A 22,667-nucleotide genomic window follows, 5' to 3' on the forward strand; every position below is an offset into this window, starting at 1 on the left:
ACAGCCTGAAGCAGGCAATCACTATTTATTTAAGCACCAACAATGGTTTATGAGTATGGAAAATCATGTACTTTGTTTTGCTGCTATGCATCAGCTGATTTAAAAGTCCATGTTGCTGAGATAGCATTACCAGCATATCTGCCTGATTTTTATCCAGGAACTGTTGAATACCTTCGTTCACATGTTCATGCCTGAGATGGATGATGTCAGTCGCATCACCCAGATAAGTACTTAAAGTCTCACGAAATTTCGTTTGTTGCCGAGTATACTCTTCTTTTTCCGGATGGATGTGCAAAACTTCTATGCTGGCTTTAAACAGCCTGGCCATTACTTTAAGCGTATCCAGTACTTTGAGATGCTGGATAGGAAGCAGGTCAGTGGCCAATACCAGCTTTTGAGGAGGATTGAATCGCACTTCCTGAGGAATGACCAATACCGGGGCCATGCTATGCTTCACGGTATGGGTGGTTACACTTCCAAACCAGGCTTTTGCACCTGCAGCTTTTCGGCTGCCCATGATCAACAAATCCACATTCCTCTCTGTAGCTATACTTTCAATACTATTTGTAGCTGCCCCCAGTCTGGTGATGCACTCAAAAGGAACTTTGGGAGCATAAAGGAAATCCTGCTGCAGGATTTTCATCCTTTTGTCTGCTGCCTTCTTAAACTCTTCAGGCTTAACAGCTTCATAATAACCCACAGGATAATGATAGGAAGGTGGTACAGGGAGCTGATAAGCATGCAACAGCAGGAGTTCTGCACCTGCCTGGCGTGCAAAATCAATAGCATAGATGAGCGCATTGTTTGCTGTTTCAGAGAAGTCAGTAGGCACAAGTATACGTTTGAAGGATTTCATGCTAAATTTTCTGGTAAACAAATTTCTATCCATTCTATAGAAATGACTTACATCACTACACTCTGTGATTCAGAACATTGAAAAAATATAGTGCCATCATTTTTCTCTTTTTAAGCCCTGCATTGACCATATATGCTCAAATCCTGCTTACTCAAAGTAGCGTAAGAGCGCTTATAGAGTTCTTTAACACCTAGAGAAAAAACGAAAGCTTAAGCTATGTGTGTGAAGCCGAAGCTGCCTGAAACCTGTTCACTTCTTCTCCCAGATCATATACTTTTGTTTCCAGGAGTATACCTTCCAGTATGCTGGCTCCAATCTCAGAGCGATACCCTCCAACACAATGTACCACCACTGGCTTATCAAGAGGTATTTCCGAAATTCGCTGTCGTAATTCTGCTAAAGGAATGTTAATGGCGTGGGAGAATATTCTTTTCCCTACTACTTCAGAAGTCGCTCGCACGTCTATAATGGTATACATTTCCGGATGTAGTCTTAAATTTTCTACATCTAAGATTTGACTCCTTTCCTGGAAATAGTGCGGTGCAGTGATGATGGCTTTGATTTGTGTTTCGTAGCCAATCTTGGCTGCTCGCCTTATGAGCCTTTCCTGCTGAGCCTCGTCATTTACCAGCAAATAGAACTGCTTATCAGGAGAAATGATGGAACCTAACCAGGTTTCAAACTTCTCTCCTTCCTGTATATTAATTGCTCCTTTTAAATGTCCTTTTTTGAACAGCATTTCTGCTCTTGCATCTACTATCGGCAAGCCCGCTTCCAATGAGGCTGCCTCATGATGTTGAGGAATTCCTTTGATACTTTCTTCCAGGGGAGCTGCCCCTGTACGGTTAATTTCAACATCATAGGGAAAATATTGTGGTATGTAGGGCTGGTCATCCAGTAAAAATTCTACGAACTTATTTTCATCCGTAACCTGAAAGGCCCAGTTGTGTCTCTTTTCTTCTCCGATAGTACTAAAAGTTTCTGCGCGCATATTTTTACCACAGAGTGAACCCGCGCCATGGGCTGGATACACGATCACTTCATCATTCAATTTCTTAAAAACCTGATGAATGGTATGATACATTTGATGTGCCAGTTCTTCACGTTTAGCATGGATCATTCCCGCACCTTCTCTTAGATCTGGTCTGCCTACATCCCCCACAAATAAGGTATCTCCGGTAAAAACTGAATAGGGATGAGCTTGTTCGTCAAGCAGCAGATAAGAATTGTGGTCGGGCGAATGTCCGGGTGTGTATAGAGCATGTATTTTTACTTTTCCAATATTTACTTCCTCTCTGTCATCCATTGCATGATGGGGATAGGAAACCCCTACTTTGGAGTTGATATAGATGACGGCACCATGCTTTTCGTAAAACTCCAGATGGCTGCTTACAAAATCGGCATGAGGATGGGTTTCAAACACCGCTACTATCTGGGCACTATGTTCCCGGGCATAATCCAGGTAAGCTTGGGGATCTCTGCCCGGATCAATAAGCGCTATTTCCCCCTCGCTCAGAATAGCGTAAGAGCCTTGCGCCAATGCTTCGTCATAAAACTGCTTTACTTCCATGGTATTTGCCTTTTAAAGATTAAATATGACATTTATTACAGTTCAGCTTTCAGCTATTCCAACCCATTCAAAGGAATTTCAAAATTTTACCTGATGACGATGTTCCTTTATTTTTCCAGGGTAGCAGGGGATGAAACTTTCCGGATTTCAAGCATTTGTATGTAGATAAATAACGACTAAAAAATCCTTATTTGGAATGATCCTAATCATCACAATCAGTGACCTAAATCATATCATTTAATTATAGGGTTTGTATTATCCTGTAATAGTTCTTCTACCCTGGTCATCCACTCCATCACTAATTATCCATACCAATGACTTATATCATTGAAATATACAGTATATGTAGGGAAATTAACTCTGATCGCTTGAACTTTAAATATTATAGTTATGAAACTCACCTTAAAGAAAAAGCCAAGCCTTAGCTGGCAGGACAGATTACTGCATAACAATACCCGAAAAGTATTGCTGTTATATGCCCTTCCTTTGCTCGCCTTAGCAGGCATCAGTTTCCTTCTGGAGCAGTTTTACGAAAAGACAATCACTACTGACTAAACAGCAGGCAGGATTTATACCTTTACCACCTTTTTATTAAAAAACCTGTGTTTACCTTCTTACCAAAGCAATTAAGGCAGTATTTGATCATAACTGCCGAACTTTCACAATTCGCTAAAGACTTCTTGCAAGAGCTTTTCAGACCGCCTTATGAGTTTGATGAACTCATGAAACAGTCATATCGCATTGGGTATCAATCGCTGCCTTTGGTAGGAACCACAGGTTTCATTATGGGAGTAGTATTAACGCTCCAATCAAGGCCCACACTGATTGAGTTTGGTGCCGAGTCGTGGATGCCCTCTATGGTAGGTATTTCTATCGTTCGGGAAATAGGGCCGGTCATTACAGCACTGATCTGTGCCGGCAAGGTAGGATCCAGCATAGGTGCAGAACTGGGCTCTATGAAAGTAACTGAGCAGATTGATGCCATGGAAGTGTCTGGTAATAATCCATTCAAGTACCTGGTAGTGACCCGCGTGCTGGCAGCCACGCTCATGTTGCCCGTGCTTGTAATCTTTGCCGATATCATCTCGCTGGTAGGATCTTTTCTGGTAGAAAACATAAAAGGTGGTGTAGGATGGACTTTGTATTTTAACCAGGTATTTGCCAATCTTCATTTCGGAGATATCATCCCCTCCATTGGAAAATCTTTTTTCTTTGGATTTGCCATAGGTCTGGTTGGCTGTTATCAAGGCTACTGTTCTGAAAAAGGGACCGAAGGCGTAGGTGCTGCTGCGAATACTGCAGTAGTAATGGCTTCTATGCTGGTGTTCCTGCTTGATTTACTGGCTGTACTGGTCGCGGATATTTTTTATGAATTATGATAAAGACAGCAGTCACTGAAGAGTATTCCCCTAGCAGGCCATTCACCCGTTCGGTGGTAATTGAAATCCTTCATCTCCACAAATCCTTTGGTAGTCATCCGGTTCTTCAAGACTTTAACCTGACGCTCTGCGAAGAAGAAAATCTGGTTGTGTTGGGAAGATCAGGTTCTGGTAAGTCTGTATTGATCAAGTGTATTGTTGGCTTGATCCCCACAGATGCAGGAGAGATTTACGTATTGGGGAAAAATGTTGCTCATTTAGAACGTAACAATTTAGATGATCTTCGTCGTAAGATTGGTTTTTTGTTTCAGTGGGGCGCCCTCTATGATTCCATGACAGTGCGTGAAAACCTATGTTTCCCCTTACGTAAACATAGCAGGCAAAGCAAACAAGAAATCAATATGAAAGTGGAAGCCGTTTTAGAAAGTGTTGGTTTACCCGAAGCAGTAGACCTTATGCCTTCTGAATTATCAGGCGGAATGAAGAAAAGAATTGCACTGGCCCGTACGCTTATGCTGAACCCCAAAATCATTCTCTATGACGAGCCTACCAGCGGACTGGATCCTATCACAGCAAAAGAAATCAGTGAACTCATAAGGAGAGTACAAGGGCAGCACCATACATCATCCATAATCATTACGCACGATATGGATTGCGCCAATATTACGGCAGATAGGATGGTAATCTTATCCGGTGGCACAAACTATGCTGAGGGAACGTATGAAGGTTTATCTCAATCAGACGATCCTAAAGTAAAAGGTTTTTTTCTGTAAACCATATTCCTATGAGCCAAGAAACCCACCATAAAATTAAGCTAGGTATTTTTGTGATGCTCGGGCTTATCTTTCTAATTGTAGCCTTGTACCTGATAGGGAACCAGCGTAATATGTTCAATACCCGCTTTCAACTCAGTACCCGCTTTGCAGATGTAAACGGTTTGAGAGAAGGCAACAGTGTACGTTTCGCAGGTATTGATGTGGGTATTGTAAAGCGCATCACAATTGTCAGTGACTCTGCCATTCAGGTGGATATGCTTGTTCGTGAAGGTGTGAGAAACTATATCAAGAAAAATGCTGTGGCTACCATAGGTACCGATGGATTGGTAGGCAACGTAATCATCAATATAAGACCTGGTACTGGCAATGCTCTTCCTGTGGAAATTAATGACTGGATTGTTTCGCAATCAAATATAGATACAGATGCATTGCTGAGAACACTAAGCATCTCAAATGAAAATGTAGCAACCCTTACCCAAAACCTGGTTACCATGACCAACCATATCAATAAGGGTGAGGGTACAGTAGGAATGCTCATTCATGACAAACCTTTTGCGCTGAGTCTGCAACAAACTTTGCATAATCTCTCCCAAGCCAGTGAAGGAGCAGCAGCCACCATAAATGAACTTAAAAGTACAGCTGTCAAAATTAACCGCGGCTCTGGTATCATTGGTTTTTTAGCGGAAGATACGCTGACAGTATGGCAACTTCAGCATACCATAAGAAAGCTACAAGCCTCCAGCGAAGCAATCGCAGAAGTAGCGCAGAACATCAACCTGATGGTAAAAGGTATAGAAGCAGGAAAAGGTACGGCGGGCTTGCTGATCAGCGATAGTACAATGGCTAATGAAATGCAGACCAGCCTTGATGAGATTCACACCGGCATTGGCTTGTTCAATGAAAATATGGAAGCTTTACAGCACAGCGTCCTGCTCCGTCGCTACTTTAAGAAACAGGAAAGACTAAAGCCTTAGTAATAACAAAGCCTATACTAAGTGTTCAACCGATACATATTCATCATGATGAAGGTCACTGGTTGGTGATATAAAACGATAATTCTGGTTTATAGAAACACTTTTCTCAGGCCCATCCTGCTAGATTTTTTTATGCAGGTTGGATGATAAATAGAAAACTTTGTCGATCAGTTTCTAAAAGCTTAAGAAGATCATTCAGCGCGATGACATAGATCATTCATATCCCTTGCTGCTTTGTTTAACTTTAAGAAAATCAGTTCATATGCTACGTTTCTGCATGATCATCTTAATACCGGGAATATTTGTTTCACTGTTTGCTTTTCAAAAGCAGCTTCCTGACGCCAAGGAAATCGTAAATAAGACTAATGAAAAGCGTAGGGGGGAAACTTCAATGGCAGAACTTACCATTTCCATCATCCGCCCTTCCTGGTCGCGCGATATGTCGGTCAAAACATGGTCAAAAGGAACCGAAAACGCTCTTATTCTGATTACCGCACCGGTAAGAGACAAGGGTACGGTGTTTCTGAAACGGAAAAATGAAATTTGGAACTGGGTTTCTTCCATTGACAGAAATATCAAACTACCTCCTTCTATGATGATGCAGTCGTGGATGGGTTCTGACTTTACCAATGATGACCTGATCAAAGAATCTTCCATTGTAGAGGACTACACCCATAAAATTGTTGGCGACTCTGTCATCCTGGGAAGAGCGTGCTACAAAATAGAACTGCTGCCCAAGGAGGGAGCTCCGGTGGTGTGGGGAAAGATCTATAGCTGGATAGACAAAAGCGAGTACATAGAACTCCGCTCTGAACTTTATGATGAAGAAGGTTTTTTGATCAATGAAGTGGTATTTTCAGAAATTAAGGAGTTGGACGGACGTGAGTTGCCTTCGGTTATGGAATACATACCGGTAGACAAAGAGGGACATAAAACGGTGATGCGCTATCATACCGTAGATTACGACATCCCATTGGAAGAAAGTTTTTTCTCTTTACAAAATATGAAACGGGTACAGTAGCAATATGAACATGTTCCTCACACTGGCATGGCGCAACCTGTGGCGCAACAAACGTAGAACCTTTATCACTATGGCTTCCATCATTTTTGCCGTCTTGTTGGCTATTCTACTGAACTCGGTAAAAGAAGGGATGCTGGACAAAATGCAGGAAAACGTAGTAAGCTATTATACCGGTGCTGTACAGGTGCACAAAAAGGGCTACTGGAATGAAAAAACGATTGACAACACCTTTGAAATCAATTCCTCACATTTACAGGAAATTCTTCTTGATGAGAAAGTGAACCAGCTTGTTCCCCGCCTGGAATCATTTGCCCTGGCGGCATCAGAAGGATTTTCCCGGGGATGTATGGTAGTGGGCATCGCCCCGGAAGGAGAGTCTTCGGTTACTTCCCTGGAAGATAAACTTATAGCAGGCAAATATCTCGAGCAACAGGACCGGGGGGTGCTGCTTTCAGAAGGCTTAGCCGAATATCTCAAGATAAGTGTAGGAGATACTTTGGTACTGATTGGACAGGGGTTTCATGGTGCCAGTGCCGCCGGCAAATATCCCATTCAGGGCTTAGTCAGTTTTGCTTCCCCTGAACTCAACAAGCTTTTGGTATATCTCCCTATAGCAGAAGCCCAATGGCTTTTTGCCGCTGAGCAAAGAGCAACTGCCTTGGTACTGCAGATAGATGATATCAATAATTCTCAATCAGTAGCCCAACAGCTGGCTGCCAGTCTGGGGGAAGAGTATGAGTTCATGAGCTGGCAAACCATGATGCCCGAACTGGATCAGATCATTCAGGGAGAAAGAGCGGAAAACAATATTTTCCTCTTTGTGCTCTACCTGCTTATTACTTTCGGCATCTTCGGCACTATCCTGATGATGACCGTTGAACGACAGTTTGAGTTTGGAGTGCTGGTAGCCATTGGGATGCGTAGACTCAAGTTATCTTCTATCGTTATTCTTGAGAACATACTGATAGCGATTCTGGGAGCATTGGCAGGGATGCTACTGAGCCTTCCTGTTGTATTTTACTTTTATAATTTTCCTATCAGAATTACTGGAGAACTTTCTGAGGCTTATGAAAACTTTGGCTTTGAGCCTATCTTCTATTTTTCTGTAAAACCGATGATCTTTTACTCACAAACAGTGGTCGTGCTGTGTATCGCATTGGCACTGTCTATTTACCCTATGATCAAAATAGGGAGGCTAGACCCGGTATCTGCCATGAGGGGGTGAGGAAATCTATTGTAAACATGACTTATTATGCTACTGCTTATTGCCTGGCGAAATATTTGGAGAAACAAGACGAGAAGTTTTCTGGTCATCACCTCAGTAGCCCTGGGACTATGGGCAGGAACCTTCATTATGGCTTATGCTTTTGGCATCATTGAGCAGCGCCTGAAAGATGCTATCGAGAATGAAATATCTCATTTACAGGTGCACCATCCGGAATTTGAGAAGGACAATAACCCAAGATTTTTCATTCCTAAAAGCCATGGTATTTTGCAAGAGGTTCGCAATGATGTACAGGTCAAGGCTGCCTCAGCAAGGGTGTTGGCATCCGGGATGGTAGCCTCCGCCATCAGCAGCACCGGAGGGCAGTTTATTGGTATTTCCCCTGAGGCGGAGCAGACAGTGACCGGCCTACAAGACAAGATCATCGAGGGGAGCTATCTGGAGAACGAAGAAAACAACCGCATCGTTATTGGAGAAAAACTGGCTGACAAGCTGAACGTAAAAGTACGCTCAAAAATCGTTCTTACATTTCAGGATACCTCAGGACATATTGTGGCAGGAGCTTTCCGGATTGCTGGCATCTACAAAACCTCCAACACCACCTATGATGAAACCCATCTGTTTTTGAAGGCACAGGACCTTCGTTCCCTCCTGGGATTACAGCACGAATTTCATGAGGTAGCGGTCTTGCTCAATGATCCCAACAGGCTGGAAGAATTTCAAGGCTCCCTGCAGCAGCAGCACCCTGAGTTACAGATTGAAACGTGGAAAGCGCTGGCCCCTGAGCTGAGGTATATGATTGAATCTCTGGATCAGTACATGATCATATTTCTCATCATCATCCTGATGGCCCTGTCTTTTGGCATTGTAAATACCATGCTGATGGCGGTACTGGAACGCGTGCGGGAAATCGGTATGCTGATGGCTATTGGCATGAATAGAACTAAGTTATTTGGAATGGTTTCACTTGAAAGCATATTCCTGGTGATGATCGCCGCCCCCATTGGTCTGCTCTTGGCCTATATTACCAATCAACTGCTGGGGCAGTATGGTATGGACCTTTCAGGGCTTTATCAGGAAGGCTATGCAGCTTATGGATTTAACCCGATTATCTATCCCGAGCTGGACAATATTTACTATATAAGAATTATGTTCATGGTTACTGTTGCTGCCTTGCTGGCTTCTATTTATCCGGCCATTACTGCAATAAGACTTAATCCGGTAGTAGCCATCAGAAAAATATAAAAAAGCTTACTATGGATCAGGAAAAAGAAGTCATCTCTACCGAGAATCTTAGCAAAGTGTATGCCGATCATGTCGTTCCGGTAAAGGCGGTAAACGGGGTAAGCCTCAAGATAAGAAAAGGAGAATTTACCGCCCTGGTAGGTCCATCAGGCTCAGGAAAGACTACCTTGCTCAATCTTATAGGAGGCTTGGATTACCCTACTTCTGGTAAGGTGTATGTGAATGGTATTGACATATCTACTATGAAAAAAAACCGACTGATTGACTTCCGCTTAAACAATATCGGTTTTGTGTTCCAGGCTTTTAATCTGATTCCGGTATTAACTGCCAAAGAAAATATAGAGTTTGTGATGTTGCTTCAGAAAAAATCCCGGCAGGAAAGAGACCAGCGGGTGGTGGAATTACTGAAAGAAGTGGGCCTGGAAGACCGCATGAACAGCCGTCCCTCTGAATTATCCGGAGGGCAACAACAGAGGGTAGCAGTTGCACGGGCACTGGCCTCCAAACCGCAGTTTGTGCTGGCCGACGAGCCTACAGCCAACCTGGATTCAAAATCTACCGAAAATCTCCTTGATATGATGGCCCGGTTGAACAGAGATGAACATATGACCTTTATTTTTTCTACGCACGACCAACGGGTGATCGATCGTGCTCGCCGTGTAATCCGACTCGTTGACGGACAAATTGAGTCTGACCTTACAGTAGAGCAGCAGAAACAAGGGGTATAAATTCGTTTCATGTATAATCTTTCTATGAAATACAGAACATCTGTAAGGCAACTGATGCTTTTAGTATGCCTGTTTAGTGGAGGAGGCATAGCTCCGCTGATCGCTCAGGAAGAAAGTATGAAAGAACAAAAAAAATGGAGTCTTCACGGCTATGTAAAAGACATGGTCTCCATAATGCAGATAGATGGTCTGGAGAATACAATGGTAGACAATCTGGTGCACAACCGTCTTAATTTCAAATGGTTCCCTGCTCCTTCCCTTAATGCTTATCTGGAAATTCGGAACCGGATGTTTTTTGGAGACCTGGTAAATACACTTCCCAACTACAGCGAACTGATAGATATCAATAATGATTATCTTGATCTTTCGGCAATTGTTGTAGACAGAGAAAAATGGGTAATTCACACTATGATTGACCGGGCTTACCTGGAGTGGTACAAAAATGAGTGGGAAGTACGTGTGGGGCGGCAGCGTATCAATTGGGGCAAAAACCTGGTATGGAACCCAAATGACTTGTTCAACGCCTATTCTTTTTTTGACTTTGACTATGAAGAACGCCCCGGCAGTGATGCACTCAGAATAAAAAGGTATACCGGCTTTGCTTCCAGTGTGGAGATTGCGACTACCTTCCATGAAGATTTTGACCAGATGGTGATTGCCGGCTTGTGGCAACTCAACCGATGGAATTATGATATTCAGTTGCTGGGCGGCAAATCCCGGGAAGATATTGCGTTGGGATTGGGCTGGGCTGGCAACCTCAAAGATGCTGGCTTCAAAGGAGAAGTGTCCTATTTTCACCCTTATACAACAAGTCATCTGTCCCCTGCCCTGCTGGCCTCACTCTCTGCCGATTATTCTTTTGAAAGCTCACTATACTTTCATTTGTCGGCATTGCTAAATACAGATGGCAATATGCACCCTGATGATTTTCTCTTTTTCTCTTTCACCCGGGGCAAACTTACTGCCAGAGACCTATCACCTTACCGATATTCCTTATTTATGCAGAGCACCTACTCTTTTCATCCATTATTGAGTGGAGGACTTGCAAGCATATATTTTCCGGGTGACCATGCTACATACTGGAATCCAATGGTGAGTCTATCCCTGAGCAGCAATTGGGAAGTTGATATGATTGGACAACTCTTTTTTACTACTGAAAACAAACAATACCATGCCCTGGCCAAAAGTTTGTTCATACGTTTGCGATGGAGTTTTTAGCGTTTCAAATGATAGAATTACTATTTGTTATGCCCATACAATTTAGTCAATAGAATTGAAGCTGTATCATATAGATAGCGTTGATGTAAAAATGCCGTAAAAGTTTAAACGCTGTACATAGATTGGGACAAAATTGGACTATAAGAAATGAATAACAAACTGCCCGTTTTCAGCTTTCCAAAAAAGCAATCGCTGGCAAAAGTTGATAAACATAGCTCAACATGACAAAATTGCTGCTTGAAAAACTTTTTATGCAAGCTGATAAATAATGATTTTTTTCTTGGTCAGTATGAAAGCTGCCGATAAAGAAAGCCTCCCTTTCCTCAGGAATTTTTCTTAGTTGTTACCTTTTATATTTTACGACAAGGACACATAACTAAAACACTTTGGTATTTGCTCAGACGCCTGGTTATTGAATAGCTCTTAAAGTGTATTTTCCTTTATCTACATTGGGTAGGTAGGCGGATTTTGCTTGTGCATCAATTTTTAAGGTTAAGACCTCTCCTCCATCCTTTTCAAGCACCCAGTTCCCCGCTTTCAGGCCAGCGACAAACACCCCGAGGCACTTATGTGCCAACTCAAATTCAGCCTGGCTTAACAGGGCAGAATTTTGATTAAAATAAACCACATAATCCAGTACGGCTACGCCCTTTAGATTATGTGAAACAACTTTTTTAAACTCCAGGGGCTTTTCGTTATCAGCATTAGTTACTCCCATGGCATGAAAAAAGAGATCGCTTATTTCTTCTTTGCCAGGAGAAACTTCAATCCGCCATTCCCCCTCTTCTGAGGCAGGATTCTCCTTCTCAATGGCGTAATTTGTTTGACTTGACTCTACCCAAAAAGCTTTCCCTTTACCTCCTATCTTTCTGATTTCCGGCTGCTCAGGCAAGATGGTTTGGGCAATTAACTTTCCATGATACAGACCTTTACCTCTGAACTCCACCCCTTTTCTTTCAACAGAAAACGAACTGCCTACGATAACTGGCTCTTGTATGCTATGCAGCAGCCAGGTCTTTTTGAATGTTGCTTTTACAGCCTCTACACGATCAAATACAAAAAACAGGGCTGGAAAATCAGGATTGTTGGTATTGATGGTAAGCATGGATCGGCTTAGCATGCTTACCTTGTCGGATGAATAGGCATTACTAATGTCACCGGCTATAAAGCTATAGCGAGGCTGATCGGCATCAGGGCCAATAGCATGCGCAGTGACTTCACCCATTTCATATCCATTTTCCGGATTCAATAGATATTCTAAATTTTCCGGATGGTCTTTGCCATGATTAGGCCATCGCTGCCCCCCGTCATTGGCACTGTTTTTATCCATCACTTCATCAGGATCATAAACAAGCAGGCCATTTTTTGCGATAGTCTGATGATGGTAATTCAGCCAGTGCGCTCCGCCATAACCTTGATTTTTTCCTTCATAAACCCCTGATGAAATTGCCAAAGGCCCTTTATAGTAGATTTGAAATGTGCCAAAATCTTTCGTCTGATGGTTTCCAAAAAAATAATTACCAATACGCATATGGATGAGCGCATTATCACTATTCACACCCATATCCCAGCCGGTACGGGCTACCATTTCACCCATAGGCTGGGGAAAATATTTTGAATGAGGTAGCTCAGCAATGGATTTAGTTTGATAGTCTATTGGTAAAAAGATGAAAGCAAACACTTTTTCCAGATCATGGAGTAAAAAGCGGCTCATCATATCCAGTTGATAAGGATCATTGTAAAGTGCTGCACTTAACATCATCATTACAGCTTTGTGGTTGATGCCTTTAGTCCTACCTCCCTGGTCATTTCCGGCATCATCATAAGTATCACCGCTACGCATCTGCTGTCCATCAGGACGGTAGTGATAAATAAGCTGGTATGCCATGAACTGTTGATCGGCTGAGAAAGCCTGATATCCCATTTTTTTGTACAGCCAGGCAGCAAACAAATCGTGTATCATGCGCGTAGCGATATAAGAATCTCCCTGATGATGCATATGTGCCTGATAAAAGAAGTTTCTGGCTGGCACAAATTCTTCCTGAAAAACCAGTGCAGCAGAATCGTACATCACCGGATCTTCATCATAAATCGCCAGGCCGGCAGGCAGCTGATCTGACATAAGCCAGCCTTCGCAATTATGGCCTACAATGCTTCCGTGGCCTTTTTGTGCAGGGAAGTATGGTTCATGCAATGAGGCAATCCTTTTAAACTCCCGGATGTATGCTGATTTCAGTGTATCGGACATCACATCATAACACCAATCGTATATGCAGGCCCCCAGTTGCATAGGATTGAGCGGACTGCGTCCATTCGTATTTTTCTGAAGCAAAGGCAGGAAGTCTATCGCAGCCTGGGCGGCCAGCTGACGATCCTCAGTGAGCAATGCTTTAAGAGCCCTGGCAAAAGGATGATTCATTTGTTGAATTTCAAACCATAGTGCCTCAAATTTCTCTGACTTTGCCTTCTGCTGTAAAGTGCTTATATCGTCTTGATTGATGTAGACTCTGGGATGTTGAGACGGAACTAATTTTTGTGCATACCCAGCCGTTGAGATACATAATACGAATAGTGAAGAAGTTAGGAACAGTTTTATTCTTAGCATGCAGTACGATTGATTGGTTATTCTTTATGTTTACTCAGTGATATGAAAAACAATTCGCTTATACCTTGTTAATGCTGGCGAAGATTGATCAGTCACTTCTGCGATCAGGTGGATGGAATCGCCGACTTGTGCATCTGCTGGTATCCTGAAGTTTATTATGTTATGATCAGCATTTTCAATAGCTATTTTTTCAGCATAACTGTCGGCATCATTGTAGTGCCACCAGCGGTAGTTAAGAGCATCACCATCAGGATCAGTAGAGTCTTTCAAGCTCAGTTGTATCGTGCTTCCGGCTGTGACTGTCTGTTCTTCCTTCACATTCAATTTTACCTCAGGAGGGTGATTGGCCTCCTCATAAGGCAGAACACACCAGTCGGCCCGGGCAGCAAAATCTTTTTGGTAATGTGGAATCCAGCGATATACAGCTTTAAAAATATTCTCATCGTCAGGAGCGCTTACCCAAAGGCTATCCTGCCAACGGAAGCGTCCGCCCCAGGAGCCCCAGCCTGGATGCTGGCTGCCTCTCAAGCCGGTAGGAATTACATGCATAAAAGCCGGTGAGTCTCCTTCAGAAATAAAGTCTCCGCTGGTTCGGTCATCTCCATATAAATGATCCTGATAAATGTCTAATAATGGCCCATGATGATATAACAGGTTCTCATTCATCCATGCTCCTAAATAATATTTACTTTCTGCCTCGGGTACCCTTTTCTTCCAGGGGTAACCAATGCTCTCAAAGGAAGTACTTAATATTAGCTGAAGATCAGACCAGTGCTTCGCAATGTAAGTTTCGTAGGTATCGTCTTGTAACAAGATCAGAAAAACACGGGCTTTCTCCGCTACGCTTTGCATTTTGTCGGGATGCTTTTCTTCTATGGTTTTTAAAGCACGGGCAATGGTATTGGAGCCACCCCAGGCTTGTAACCAGACTGGAGAGGGATCATCTTCCAAAAGTACTTCTACAATACGGTTAGAGCCAGCCGTTTCCCGCAGCATGTCGCCGCTAAACTCAATATTTCCTTCAAAAATCTGGTTTTTGAGGTAAGCAGGAGATGGAAATTCTTTATCGTGTTGTAGCAAGTTTGGATACACGCTTTCGTATGCTTTCATATGCTTATCCATCCAGGATACATCCGCCCACTGATGGGCAGCGATGCTGTCATTACCTTTCCAGTGAAATTTGGAGCTTGAGTGGATGATGCCCTTAACATCAAATTCATTGGCATACAGTAAGAAGCGTACCATAGAGCAGCGATCATCAAATTCTCCATCGGTAGTGACAATGACGCGAGGCTTGGCAAGTTCCTGTGCAGTCAGTATAGGGCAAATAAAGCACATTGAGAGCCAGCAAAAGAATTGCATTAATTTCATGTAGAGTGTTGTGGATTTAGTATAAACTATTTATTCAACCAATAATATCAAAGCATCATGAGGCTGGATTTTTTTACCGGGTATAGCTTTGGGAAAATGTACCCAGGTCTTTGTGTAGCAAAAGGTCTCTGATCTGATGCTGCCCACTAATGCCTAACTCATCCCAATGAAAGCTAATATCTGCCGGGCTGTCTTTTCGATTGAAGAGGGCCACAGCATATCTTTCATCAGCCAGTGCTTTTACCCATACCTCCACCTCTCCCTCATTTCTTATGCGCCTCCCCTGTTTGCCCAGCGCATCCTGATTGACTGCAATCAATTCTTTATTGGTAAGAATCTGTACAATTTCATCTTTCATTGTACTCAGGTTATTACCTGCAATAAGGGGAGCTGCTACCATACACCACATACTAAAGTGTGTTCTGTATTCCAGTGTGGTCATCTTGGTGCTGTCTATCCCGCCCCATAGTCTTTCCTGCGTAGTGTTCCCAACTTCCAGCATATCCGGGTCATTCCAGAAGCCCGGTCCGGCATAAGGCCAGAGTTTGCTGGTGCTTTCCAGGCAGTATAGCATTCTGTCCCAGTTGTCTTTGATGTCATCCCCCGAGCGATGCATGTGTACCACATCTACTACCCAGGGGAAGGAGTTTTTTCGCTCACCGGAGCAGGTGCTATGTACGCTGTAGAGGATAGGTCGTCCGGTATTTTTTAGGCAATCACGCATAAGCTCATAAGCCTGACGGCAGTCTTCAGCGGGCGTATTCATGGCCTGTTCGCGGGTGCCGGGATAGTTACACCAGTCATATTTTAGATAATCCACTCCCCAGCTCGCGTAGTCATTTGCATCAATTTGTTCGTGACCATAACTGCCCATCAGTTTCTGGCAGGTATAACGGCCCGGCGCAGAATATATTCCAAATTTCAACCCTAAGCTATGGATATAATCTCCCAATGCCTTCATGCCGCTGGGAAATTTCTCAGCATTGACGATAATATGTCCGTCTTCATCTCTCTGATCGGTCATCCAGCCATCATCTATAATAATATACTCGTAGCCTGCATCCCGCATGCCGGAAGAAACCATGGCATCAGCAATGGCTTTGATTTTGTCTTCAGAAACATTTTCACGAAAGCAGTTCCAGCTGTTCCACCCCATGGGAGGGGTTAAGGCAATCTGCGCTTTCTTCTGTGCCAGTGAGGTATTTAAGGCAAGAAAAAGGGTTAGCAACAAGCTTAGGGATGTTCTTAGCATCATTTGCAAAATTAAGAGATCTCATGAATGCCCCCACCGGAGAGACATTCATGAGCAATTTGATTTATTAATTATACCCGGGGTTTTGAGAAATTTCGGTAAGGTCAATTTCGGTTTGAGGTATAGGAAAAACCTCATGTTTGCCCGCGATAAAGCCCAGGTCACCCAGTACTTCGTCTAGTTTGTTGGTACGCTTCAGGTCAAAGAATCTATGGCCTTCAAAGCAAAATTCTACTGCCCGTTCGTGTAAAATAATATCGCGAAGCTGATTCTGATCAGTGGTAGAAACTGGGTCCAGGCCTGCTCTGGCTCTTACCTGATTCAGGGGGGCAAGGGCTTCCTCACTGCGCCCCGACTCGTTCAAAGCTTCTGCTTTATTGAGCAGCACTTCCGCATATCGCATAATGATAACATTCACTGTTTGAAGCTCGCCTATCCAAACACCACCAGAAGTCAAATCAGCTCCCTTTTTTACATATTTCAAATTATGGGCATCCACCGGAGCATTAGCTGGGATTTCATCATTCTCATCTATGACACCATCACCGTTAATATCATAAGTGTCACCTTCTCGGTGGTCCAGGATAACATCATCACCTCGTCTTACATCACCTTCTTCAAAAGCGTTGTCAATAAAATCCCGGGAAGGTTGCATGAAGTGAGACCAGGCAAACACTGGTCCGGTATAAATACTTCTATTTACTTCACTGTCTTCTGTTCTCCATATGTTTTCACTTGGACTGCCAGAAGCATTCATCACTTCCAAAATAGACTCCTGTCCGCTTTCGGCTTCACCATTAAACAATTGGGCATAAATGGGCTCCAGAACATAGCCTGTAACAGCAGCGGCAGCGGCAATGGCTTTTTCATACTCTCCAGTCCATAAGTATACCCGGGATAGCAGGGCATTCGCAAAACCAGTGGTCACCCTACCCAAATCAGCGCTGTCGTAACTTGCAGGTAAGATTTCTTTTGCCTCATTGAGGTCAGTAACAATCTGTCTCCATACCTCACTGGCAGGATCACGGCTTACATTTTTAGAATCTTCCAGAGATACAGATGCTGTCAGCAAAGGAACATCGCCAAAAACAGTGACCAGGTTATAATAAAAAAGCGCACGTAATGCTTTGGCTTCAGCCACAAAACGGCCTGCACTCACCTCATCCATTCCTGGAATATCCATGACATTGTGGATAACATCATTGGCTCGCTTTATTCCTTTGTAGCTGGAATACCAATGATCCATGATGTACCTGCTACTGGAATGCCAGTTGTATCCATCCAGTTCAATAAAACCTGTACCTACCCGGCTAAAATCACCATGCAGCTCTACAATATCATCAGCAGCAGAGGACCCTAATGCCATGCGTGTTAGGATGTACTGACCTTCAAAACCCAACACATCGTACACAGCAGTGAGCGCTTTTTCAGCATGTTCAGGTTTTTGAAAGAAATTAACATCTACCAGGCCGTTTTTATATTCCTGTTCAAGAAAATCTTCTTTACAGGCGCTGATAACTACCAATACTAAACTTAAGGAGATGATACTTATTATATTTTTCATAATTTCAGAGTTTTGTGATGGTTAAAAACTGATTTGCAATCCTAGGTGAACAGACTTGGCCTGTGGGTACAAATCGTTGTCAATGCCTGCATTCAGGTTACTTCCTCCATTGTTTCCGACGATGGGATCAAAACCACTGTATTTGGTAAAGGTGAATAGCCTTTGTCCAGACAGGTATACCATGGCATCTGACAAGCTAATTCTGGAAATCAATTCCATAGGCAAATGGTAGTTGATCTGAACATTGCGGAGAGTCATGTAAGAACCATCTTCTACAAAAACACTTGAAACTCTCTTATTGAGGTTAGGGTCACTAGCGATTCTGCGAGGTATAGTATTGCTGGTGTTGGGTCCAGACCATGCATCCAGCACCGTTTTTGATTTGTTGAAATTAGTCTGCCCGGAAGCTTCCAGGTTTCTGCGGTTAGCATTATAAATTTCATTACCCTGGCTTCCGGTCAGGAGCAATGACAAATCAAAGTTTTTGTATGCCAGATTCATATTCAATCCGTAGGTGAAATCAGGAATAGGACTTCCTATCACGTCGCGGTCGGCAGCGGTAATGACATTGTCTCCATCCAGGTCTTTGTACCTAAAATCACCAGGCGCAGTGTTGGGGTCCTGATAGGGCATATCTTCTTCTCCCAGTGCATTCGCGGCATCTACTTCTTCCTGGGTCTGGAAAATACCTTCTACCACATAGCCGTAAAATTCTCCCAGGCTGCCACCTACTACTGTTCTGGATACATTGTTGCCATCAATGCTCATTCCCCAGATTTGCTCATTCCGCCCAATGTCAGTTACCTTATTGTTAAAAGTTGTAAGGTTACCGCCAACAGAATAATTGAAATCACCTACATGGTTCCGGTATTCTACTTCTAATTCAAATCCTTTATTGGTAAGAGAACCAGCATTAGAGATAATTTCTCCCAAGGTGATTTCACCCACGCTCGCACTGATACCAGTTATAGCCGGAATAGGAAGTCCTAATAGCATATCCGATACATTGGTTTCATAATATTCAGCAGTAAGCAATAGTTTGCTGTCGAAAAACTCAGCATCTATTCCATAGTTAATTTGTTCTGATGTTTCCCACTTCAAATCCGGATTGCCCAGTTCGTCTATGGCCAGACCATTGGCGAACGATCCATTGGTATTACCGAAAGCATAAAACACATTGCGGAGCCCGGCAATATATCTGAAATCACCAATACGATCACTGCCTACCTTACCATAACTTACGCGTAGTTTGAGGCCGTTTACCACAGCATTATCAGGAAAAAAATCTTCGTTGGAAATTCTGTAGGCTCCAGAAACAGAAGGAAATACGCCCCAGCGAGAGTTGCGACCAAATTTAGAAGAACCATCTCTCCGTATATTACCTTCAATGTAATACTTAGCTGCATAGTTGTATGCTACTCTACCGAAGTAGGAAAGTAAGGAAGAAGCGCTTTTGGACTGATCCACTGTAGCTACTTCAGATCCCTCTGACGAAACTACTTTTATGGCATCGTCGGTATAACGAGCGGTACCCTGTAAGAAATCCGATTGATGTTCCTGGGACTCCATACCTGCCATGGCTGATATATGATGCTCTTTTATGTCTTTGTTGTATGAGAGGACATTGCTGTATATCCAGGTACTGCTGGTAGAGTTACTGGAGCTGAGACTTGTGATGGAACTGGAATTGATGCCTTCATCATAAGTTGGTGTGTACTGCTCATTTTTGTCGCTACCCATATTAAGCGAAAAGCTTGTTTTGAAAGAAAAATCTTTCAGAAAATTCACCTGACCATACACATTCCCTATGAGCTCAGTTCGCCTGGCTTCACGTGTAGGGTCCAGTATACTTGCTACGGGGGTTCTGCGGGGCTGATAAAAAGATGTAGGAGGACCGGCAAAGCTACCATCCTCATTGTATACAGGAATGGTGGGAGGGGCTACCAAAGTATTATAAAGAATGCCGCCTACGCCATTTCTCACTGCCTGAAGGGTATTACTATTGTTATGGCTAATGAGAAGGCTATTACCTACTATGATATTATCAGTTAAGTTATTATCCGTATTTAAGCGAATAGAATAACGTTTAAATTTAGTTCCAAGCATGGTTCCATCCTGATCAAAATAGTTAAGAGACAGAAAATACTTATGTGCCTCATTTCCTCCTGATATAGAAAACTGATGGTCCTGTATAGAGGCATTATCTACGAATACTTCATCCATCCAGTCTGTGCCTACTCCCAGCGCATCAGGGGCAGGAAACAGTTCCAAAGGATACTGCTCAGTATTGGCTCCGAAAATAGGTACTCCGCCATCCCCTACTACCGTTTGATTAACTACAGTAGCGAACTCTCTGGCATTCAGAAGATCAAAGTGATTAGGGTTGGTTAAATTTTGTACACCAAAAGAGCCCGAATAATTTAATCTTGGTTTCCCTGACTTTCCTCTTTTAGTAGTTATCAGTACTACGCCATTGGCGGCCCTTGCTCCATAAATGGCGGCAGAGGAAGCATCTTTGAGTACTTCAATTGACTCAATATCGTTTGGGTTGATACTGGCCAGAGGATTATAATAATCAGATCCCCCTCCACTCATCTGAACGCCATCCACCACATAAAGAGGTTCACTGTTGTTAAGTCCTCCAATGCCTCGTATGCGTACGGAAACACCTCCACCGGGCTGTCCTGAATTAGAATTGACAAATACTCCGGCCGTTCTTCCCTGTAATGCCTGAACGAAGTTGCTCGAGATAGTTTCATTCAATTCTTCTCCCGATACAGAGCTGATTGAACCGGTGATATCACGTTTTTTCTGGGTGCCATATCCCACTACTACCAGTTCGTCAAGGGCTCTGACATCGGATGCTAAGGTGACATTAATTTCTGTTTGATTGCCAACAATAATTTCCTGGGTGATATAGCCTACAGAGCTAAATACTAAAATGGCATCCTGGCCAGACACTTCAATGCTAAAGTCACCATCTATGTTGGTTACAGTTCCTATAGAAGTTTCCTTTACAATCACATTGACTCCAGGCATCCCTTCCCGATCATCATCTGAAACCACCTTACCACTCACCCTGATATTTTGTTCACCCGAGCGTTGCAAAGACCTGAACCCCTTGGCGTCAACTGCTTCAGCGGCTTGGCTGGTGACAAAGGCGAAAGGGACTAAGATTATGATCATCAAGAATGATGAAATCAAATGCCTACCTACATATGATTTTGAAGTAGGGGGAGATAATAGTTTTTGGTGTTGCATAACAATAAATATTGAGTAGTTAAATCATTTTTAAGGAAATGCTATTGTTGTTATCAAAATAGTTTCTTCAGGAATTATCTATCTCTAGATATAGGCAGGCTGCGGGGAAGTTGTGCGCTGAACAGCTATGATCATAAATTATTTTATCATAACAACTTAACGTTCAGTGGGTATTTACATGAGAAAATTAAGGGTATATACTTGGTATATCCGATTTGAGATAGCATAACCCAATCTCAATCTGAAAATTCTATTTTCTCAATCTTTCAGTAATAGGTTAAATTTTCAAAGAAAGAATATCTAAAGATGTCATATTATTTATTGCATGACAATGTATATTCTAATTTTAATAATCGCAAAATTTATTAAAAATAATTAATTATATACACTATATTTTACAAATATTAAAAAAAATGAATTTGAATATGTACATTATATGATAACATACAGTATGTTATTTTGAAGTATAATTCATTTATTTTTAGTAGCAACTTAATTTTGTTCAAAAAATTGCTACTTTCCGAATACATATACTTATAGTGTTACTACACAAAAAAATCAAATAAACTCTGAATCTCCCTTTATTAAAGTTGAAAAAGAGCTTTTACTTAATGAAAAGATAGAGCAGCAGATTCTTGATGCAATCTGACAAAAAATATTTCTGCCCGGCGATAACTACTGGAAGAAATGGAAGTAACTGAAAGTTTTGGTGTTTCTTATACGGTGATCACTGAGGCGTTACACCGGCTTATCGTCCGAGCTATTGTAGCTACCAAATAAGGATATGGTGTTTATGTGGCTGAAAACTAATATAGGCCGGTAACTATTTCTCTTTACCATCTCTTTGAAGTGAAATGCTGCGATTCCAGCCTGCTCATTATTGCGGAAGTACACCTGATTATTGACCCCCAATCCTCCAGGCTTGCTGCCCTTAATACTACTGATGCTGATATTGATCATATCGGTCAGATTTATCAGCAAATGGTCAATCATGCTGACCATCCCCAATCAATGATCAGCTATGATATTGACTTTCATAAGGCTATAGCCATAGCATCCAGAAACCCCATCCTGCCGGTGATCATGGAACCTGTTATTCAGTAGATGCATAATTTTATAGCAGATGCATATCCTCACCCTCTTTAGTATTGCAGTGGCACCGGAAATTGCTCATGTGTATTTATGTTAAAAAAGGAGAAGGTACTTTTCCCCAATGGACAACGTTTTGTGTTTTGGCAGAAGGCGAGTTATGTACCCTGTTGGGATGTTGATCAGCTAGCTGTAAGCTTTGGGTATGCTGTGTCAGCAGGTTTAAATACGCAGGAATGAGTGGGAGCCATACAAGACCGGCAATGTAAGCATTCACAGGTTGAGGTATTGGAGCAGTCACCCGCTCTTATTGTAGTACATTGGCGCTATGCTGTGACGGATGCTCACTACAAAAATCATCATAATGAGTGGGTAGATGAATACTATTTCTTCTACCCGGATGGGCTTGGCGTAAGGCAGGTAAATCTGGGTATGTTCGTGCAAGCCTCAGAAACATTCCCATTCCTGGAGGATAATGTATGTAGGACAACATACCTATATTTTGCATGCTTTTCATCCTGAAAACCTTGAGT

Annotated in this window: 18 protein-coding genes; 11 read left to right on the forward strand and 7 right to left on the reverse strand. The window is 42.7% G+C overall.

Going from position 1 to position 22,667, the window contains the following annotated elements:
• Positions 1-25 precede the first annotated feature (25 nt).
• Together OKW21_RS15130 and OKW21_RS15135 are read right to left on the reverse strand one after the other, a co-directional pair.
• The gene (locus tag OKW21_RS15130) at positions 26-856 is read right to left on the reverse strand and encodes a universal stress protein (RefSeq protein WP_277480515.1); all 831 of its coding nucleotides are present in this window, start codon (positions 854-856) and stop codon (positions 26-28) included.
• A gap of 214 nt (positions 857-1,070) precedes the next feature.
• Positions 1,071-2,426 (reverse strand): MBL fold metallo-hydrolase, encoded by a 1,356-nt coding sequence (locus OKW21_RS15135; protein ID WP_277480518.1) that lies wholly within the window; start codon positions 2,424-2,426, stop codon positions 1,071-1,073.
• Positions 2,427-2,816: 390 nt separating this feature from the next.
• Here OKW21_RS15135 and OKW21_RS15140 point away from each other — a divergent pair, with 390 nt between their 5' ends.
• The 9 genes from OKW21_RS15140 to OKW21_RS15180 all read left to right on the forward strand — a co-directional run bounded on the left by OKW21_RS15140 (position 2,817) and on the right by OKW21_RS15180 (position 10,992).
• Entirely contained in the window at positions 2,817-2,981 is a 165-nt protein-coding gene (locus OKW21_RS15140; protein ID WP_277480521.1) for a hypothetical protein, read from the forward strand.
• A gap of 47 nt (positions 2,982-3,028) precedes the next feature.
• Positions 3,029-3,805, forward strand: a complete 777-nt coding sequence (locus OKW21_RS15145) for an MlaE family ABC transporter permease (RefSeq protein ID WP_277480524.1) — start codon at positions 3,029-3,031, stop codon at positions 3,803-3,805.
• Positions 3,802-4,578, forward strand: coding sequence for an ABC transporter ATP-binding protein (locus OKW21_RS15150; RefSeq protein WP_277480526.1), 777 nt, complete (start codon positions 3,802-3,804; stop codon positions 4,576-4,578). Before OKW21_RS15145 ends, OKW21_RS15150 begins: the two co-directional genes overlap by 4 nt.
• An 11-nt stretch (positions 4,579-4,589) precedes the next feature.
• Positions 4,590-5,555: an MlaD family protein gene (locus OKW21_RS15155; RefSeq protein WP_277480530.1), complete on the forward strand. Its 966-nt coding sequence runs from the start codon at positions 4,590-4,592 to the stop codon at positions 5,553-5,555.
• Between the two features lie 277 nt (positions 5,556-5,832).
• Positions 5,833-6,576 carry an outer membrane lipoprotein-sorting protein gene (locus OKW21_RS15160; protein WP_277480533.1) on the forward strand — a complete coding sequence of 248 codons (744 nt, stop codon included), beginning with the start codon at positions 5,833-5,835 and terminating at the stop codon, positions 6,574-6,576.
• Between the two features lie 10 nt (positions 6,577-6,586).
• Entirely contained in the window at positions 6,587-7,801 is a 1,215-nt protein-coding gene (locus OKW21_RS15165) for an ABC transporter permease (RefSeq protein ID WP_277480539.1), read from the forward strand.
• Positions 7,802-7,828: 27 nt separating this feature from the next.
• Positions 7,829-9,046, forward strand: a complete 1,218-nt coding sequence (locus OKW21_RS15170) for an ABC transporter permease (protein ID WP_277480543.1) — start codon at positions 7,829-7,831, stop codon at positions 9,044-9,046.
• A gap of 11 nt (positions 9,047-9,057) precedes the next feature.
• Entirely contained in the window at positions 9,058-9,774 is a 717-nt protein-coding gene (locus OKW21_RS15175) for an ABC transporter ATP-binding protein (RefSeq protein ID WP_277480545.1), read from the forward strand.
• A 24-nt stretch (positions 9,775-9,798) separates the two neighbouring features.
• Entirely contained in the window at positions 9,799-10,992 is a 1,194-nt protein-coding gene (locus tag OKW21_RS15180) for a hypothetical protein (protein ID WP_277480548.1), read from the forward strand.
• 409 nt (positions 10,993-11,401) lie between these two features.
• On the opposite strand, the gene OKW21_RS15185 is transcribed toward OKW21_RS15180, so the two are convergent.
• The 5 genes from OKW21_RS15185 to OKW21_RS15205 all read right to left on the reverse strand — a co-directional run bounded on the left by OKW21_RS15185 (position 11,402) and on the right by OKW21_RS15205 (position 20,970).
• Complete coding sequence (locus OKW21_RS15185) at positions 11,402-13,597, reverse strand: hypothetical protein (RefSeq protein ID WP_277480551.1); 2,196 nt, start codon at positions 13,595-13,597, stop codon at positions 11,402-11,404.
• Positions 13,598-13,627: 30 nt separating this feature from the next.
• Complete coding sequence (locus OKW21_RS15190) at positions 13,628-14,935, reverse strand: nucleoside hydrolase-like domain-containing protein (protein WP_277480554.1); 1,308 nt, start codon at positions 14,933-14,935, stop codon at positions 13,628-13,630.
• 106 nt (positions 14,936-15,041) lie between these two features.
• Entirely contained in the window at positions 15,042-16,223 is a 1,182-nt protein-coding gene (locus tag OKW21_RS15195) for a glycoside hydrolase family 27 protein (RefSeq protein WP_277480557.1), read from the reverse strand.
• Positions 16,224-16,287: 64 nt separating this feature from the next.
• Positions 16,288-17,784 (reverse strand): RagB/SusD family nutrient uptake outer membrane protein, encoded by a 1,497-nt coding sequence (locus OKW21_RS15200; RefSeq protein WP_277480559.1) that lies wholly within the window; start codon positions 17,782-17,784, stop codon positions 16,288-16,290.
• 21 nt (positions 17,785-17,805) lie between these two features.
• Positions 17,806-20,970 carry a SusC/RagA family TonB-linked outer membrane protein gene (locus OKW21_RS15205; protein WP_277480562.1) on the reverse strand — a complete coding sequence of 1,055 codons (3,165 nt, stop codon included), beginning with the start codon at positions 20,968-20,970 and terminating at the stop codon, positions 17,806-17,808.
• 924 nt (positions 20,971-21,894) lie between these two features.
• On the opposite strand from OKW21_RS15205, the gene OKW21_RS15215 reads away from it, so the two are divergent.
• Together OKW21_RS15215 and OKW21_RS15220 are read left to right on the forward strand one after the other, a co-directional pair.
• Positions 21,895-22,149, forward strand: a complete 255-nt coding sequence (locus OKW21_RS15215; protein WP_277480569.1) for a FadR/GntR family transcriptional regulator — start codon at positions 21,895-21,897, stop codon at positions 22,147-22,149.
• Positions 22,150-22,374: 225 nt separating this feature from the next.
• Positions 22,375-22,656 (forward strand): hypothetical protein, encoded by a 282-nt coding sequence (locus OKW21_RS15220; protein WP_277480572.1) that lies wholly within the window; start codon positions 22,375-22,377, stop codon positions 22,654-22,656.
• The last annotated feature ends 11 nt before the right edge of the window (positions 22,657-22,667 follow it).

Origin of the sequence: Catalinimonas alkaloidigena, assembly GCF_029504655.1 — a bacterium.
In the GTDB taxonomy this organism is placed as follows: domain Bacteria; phylum Bacteroidota; class Bacteroidia; order Cytophagales; family Cyclobacteriaceae; genus Catalinimonas; species Catalinimonas alkaloidigena.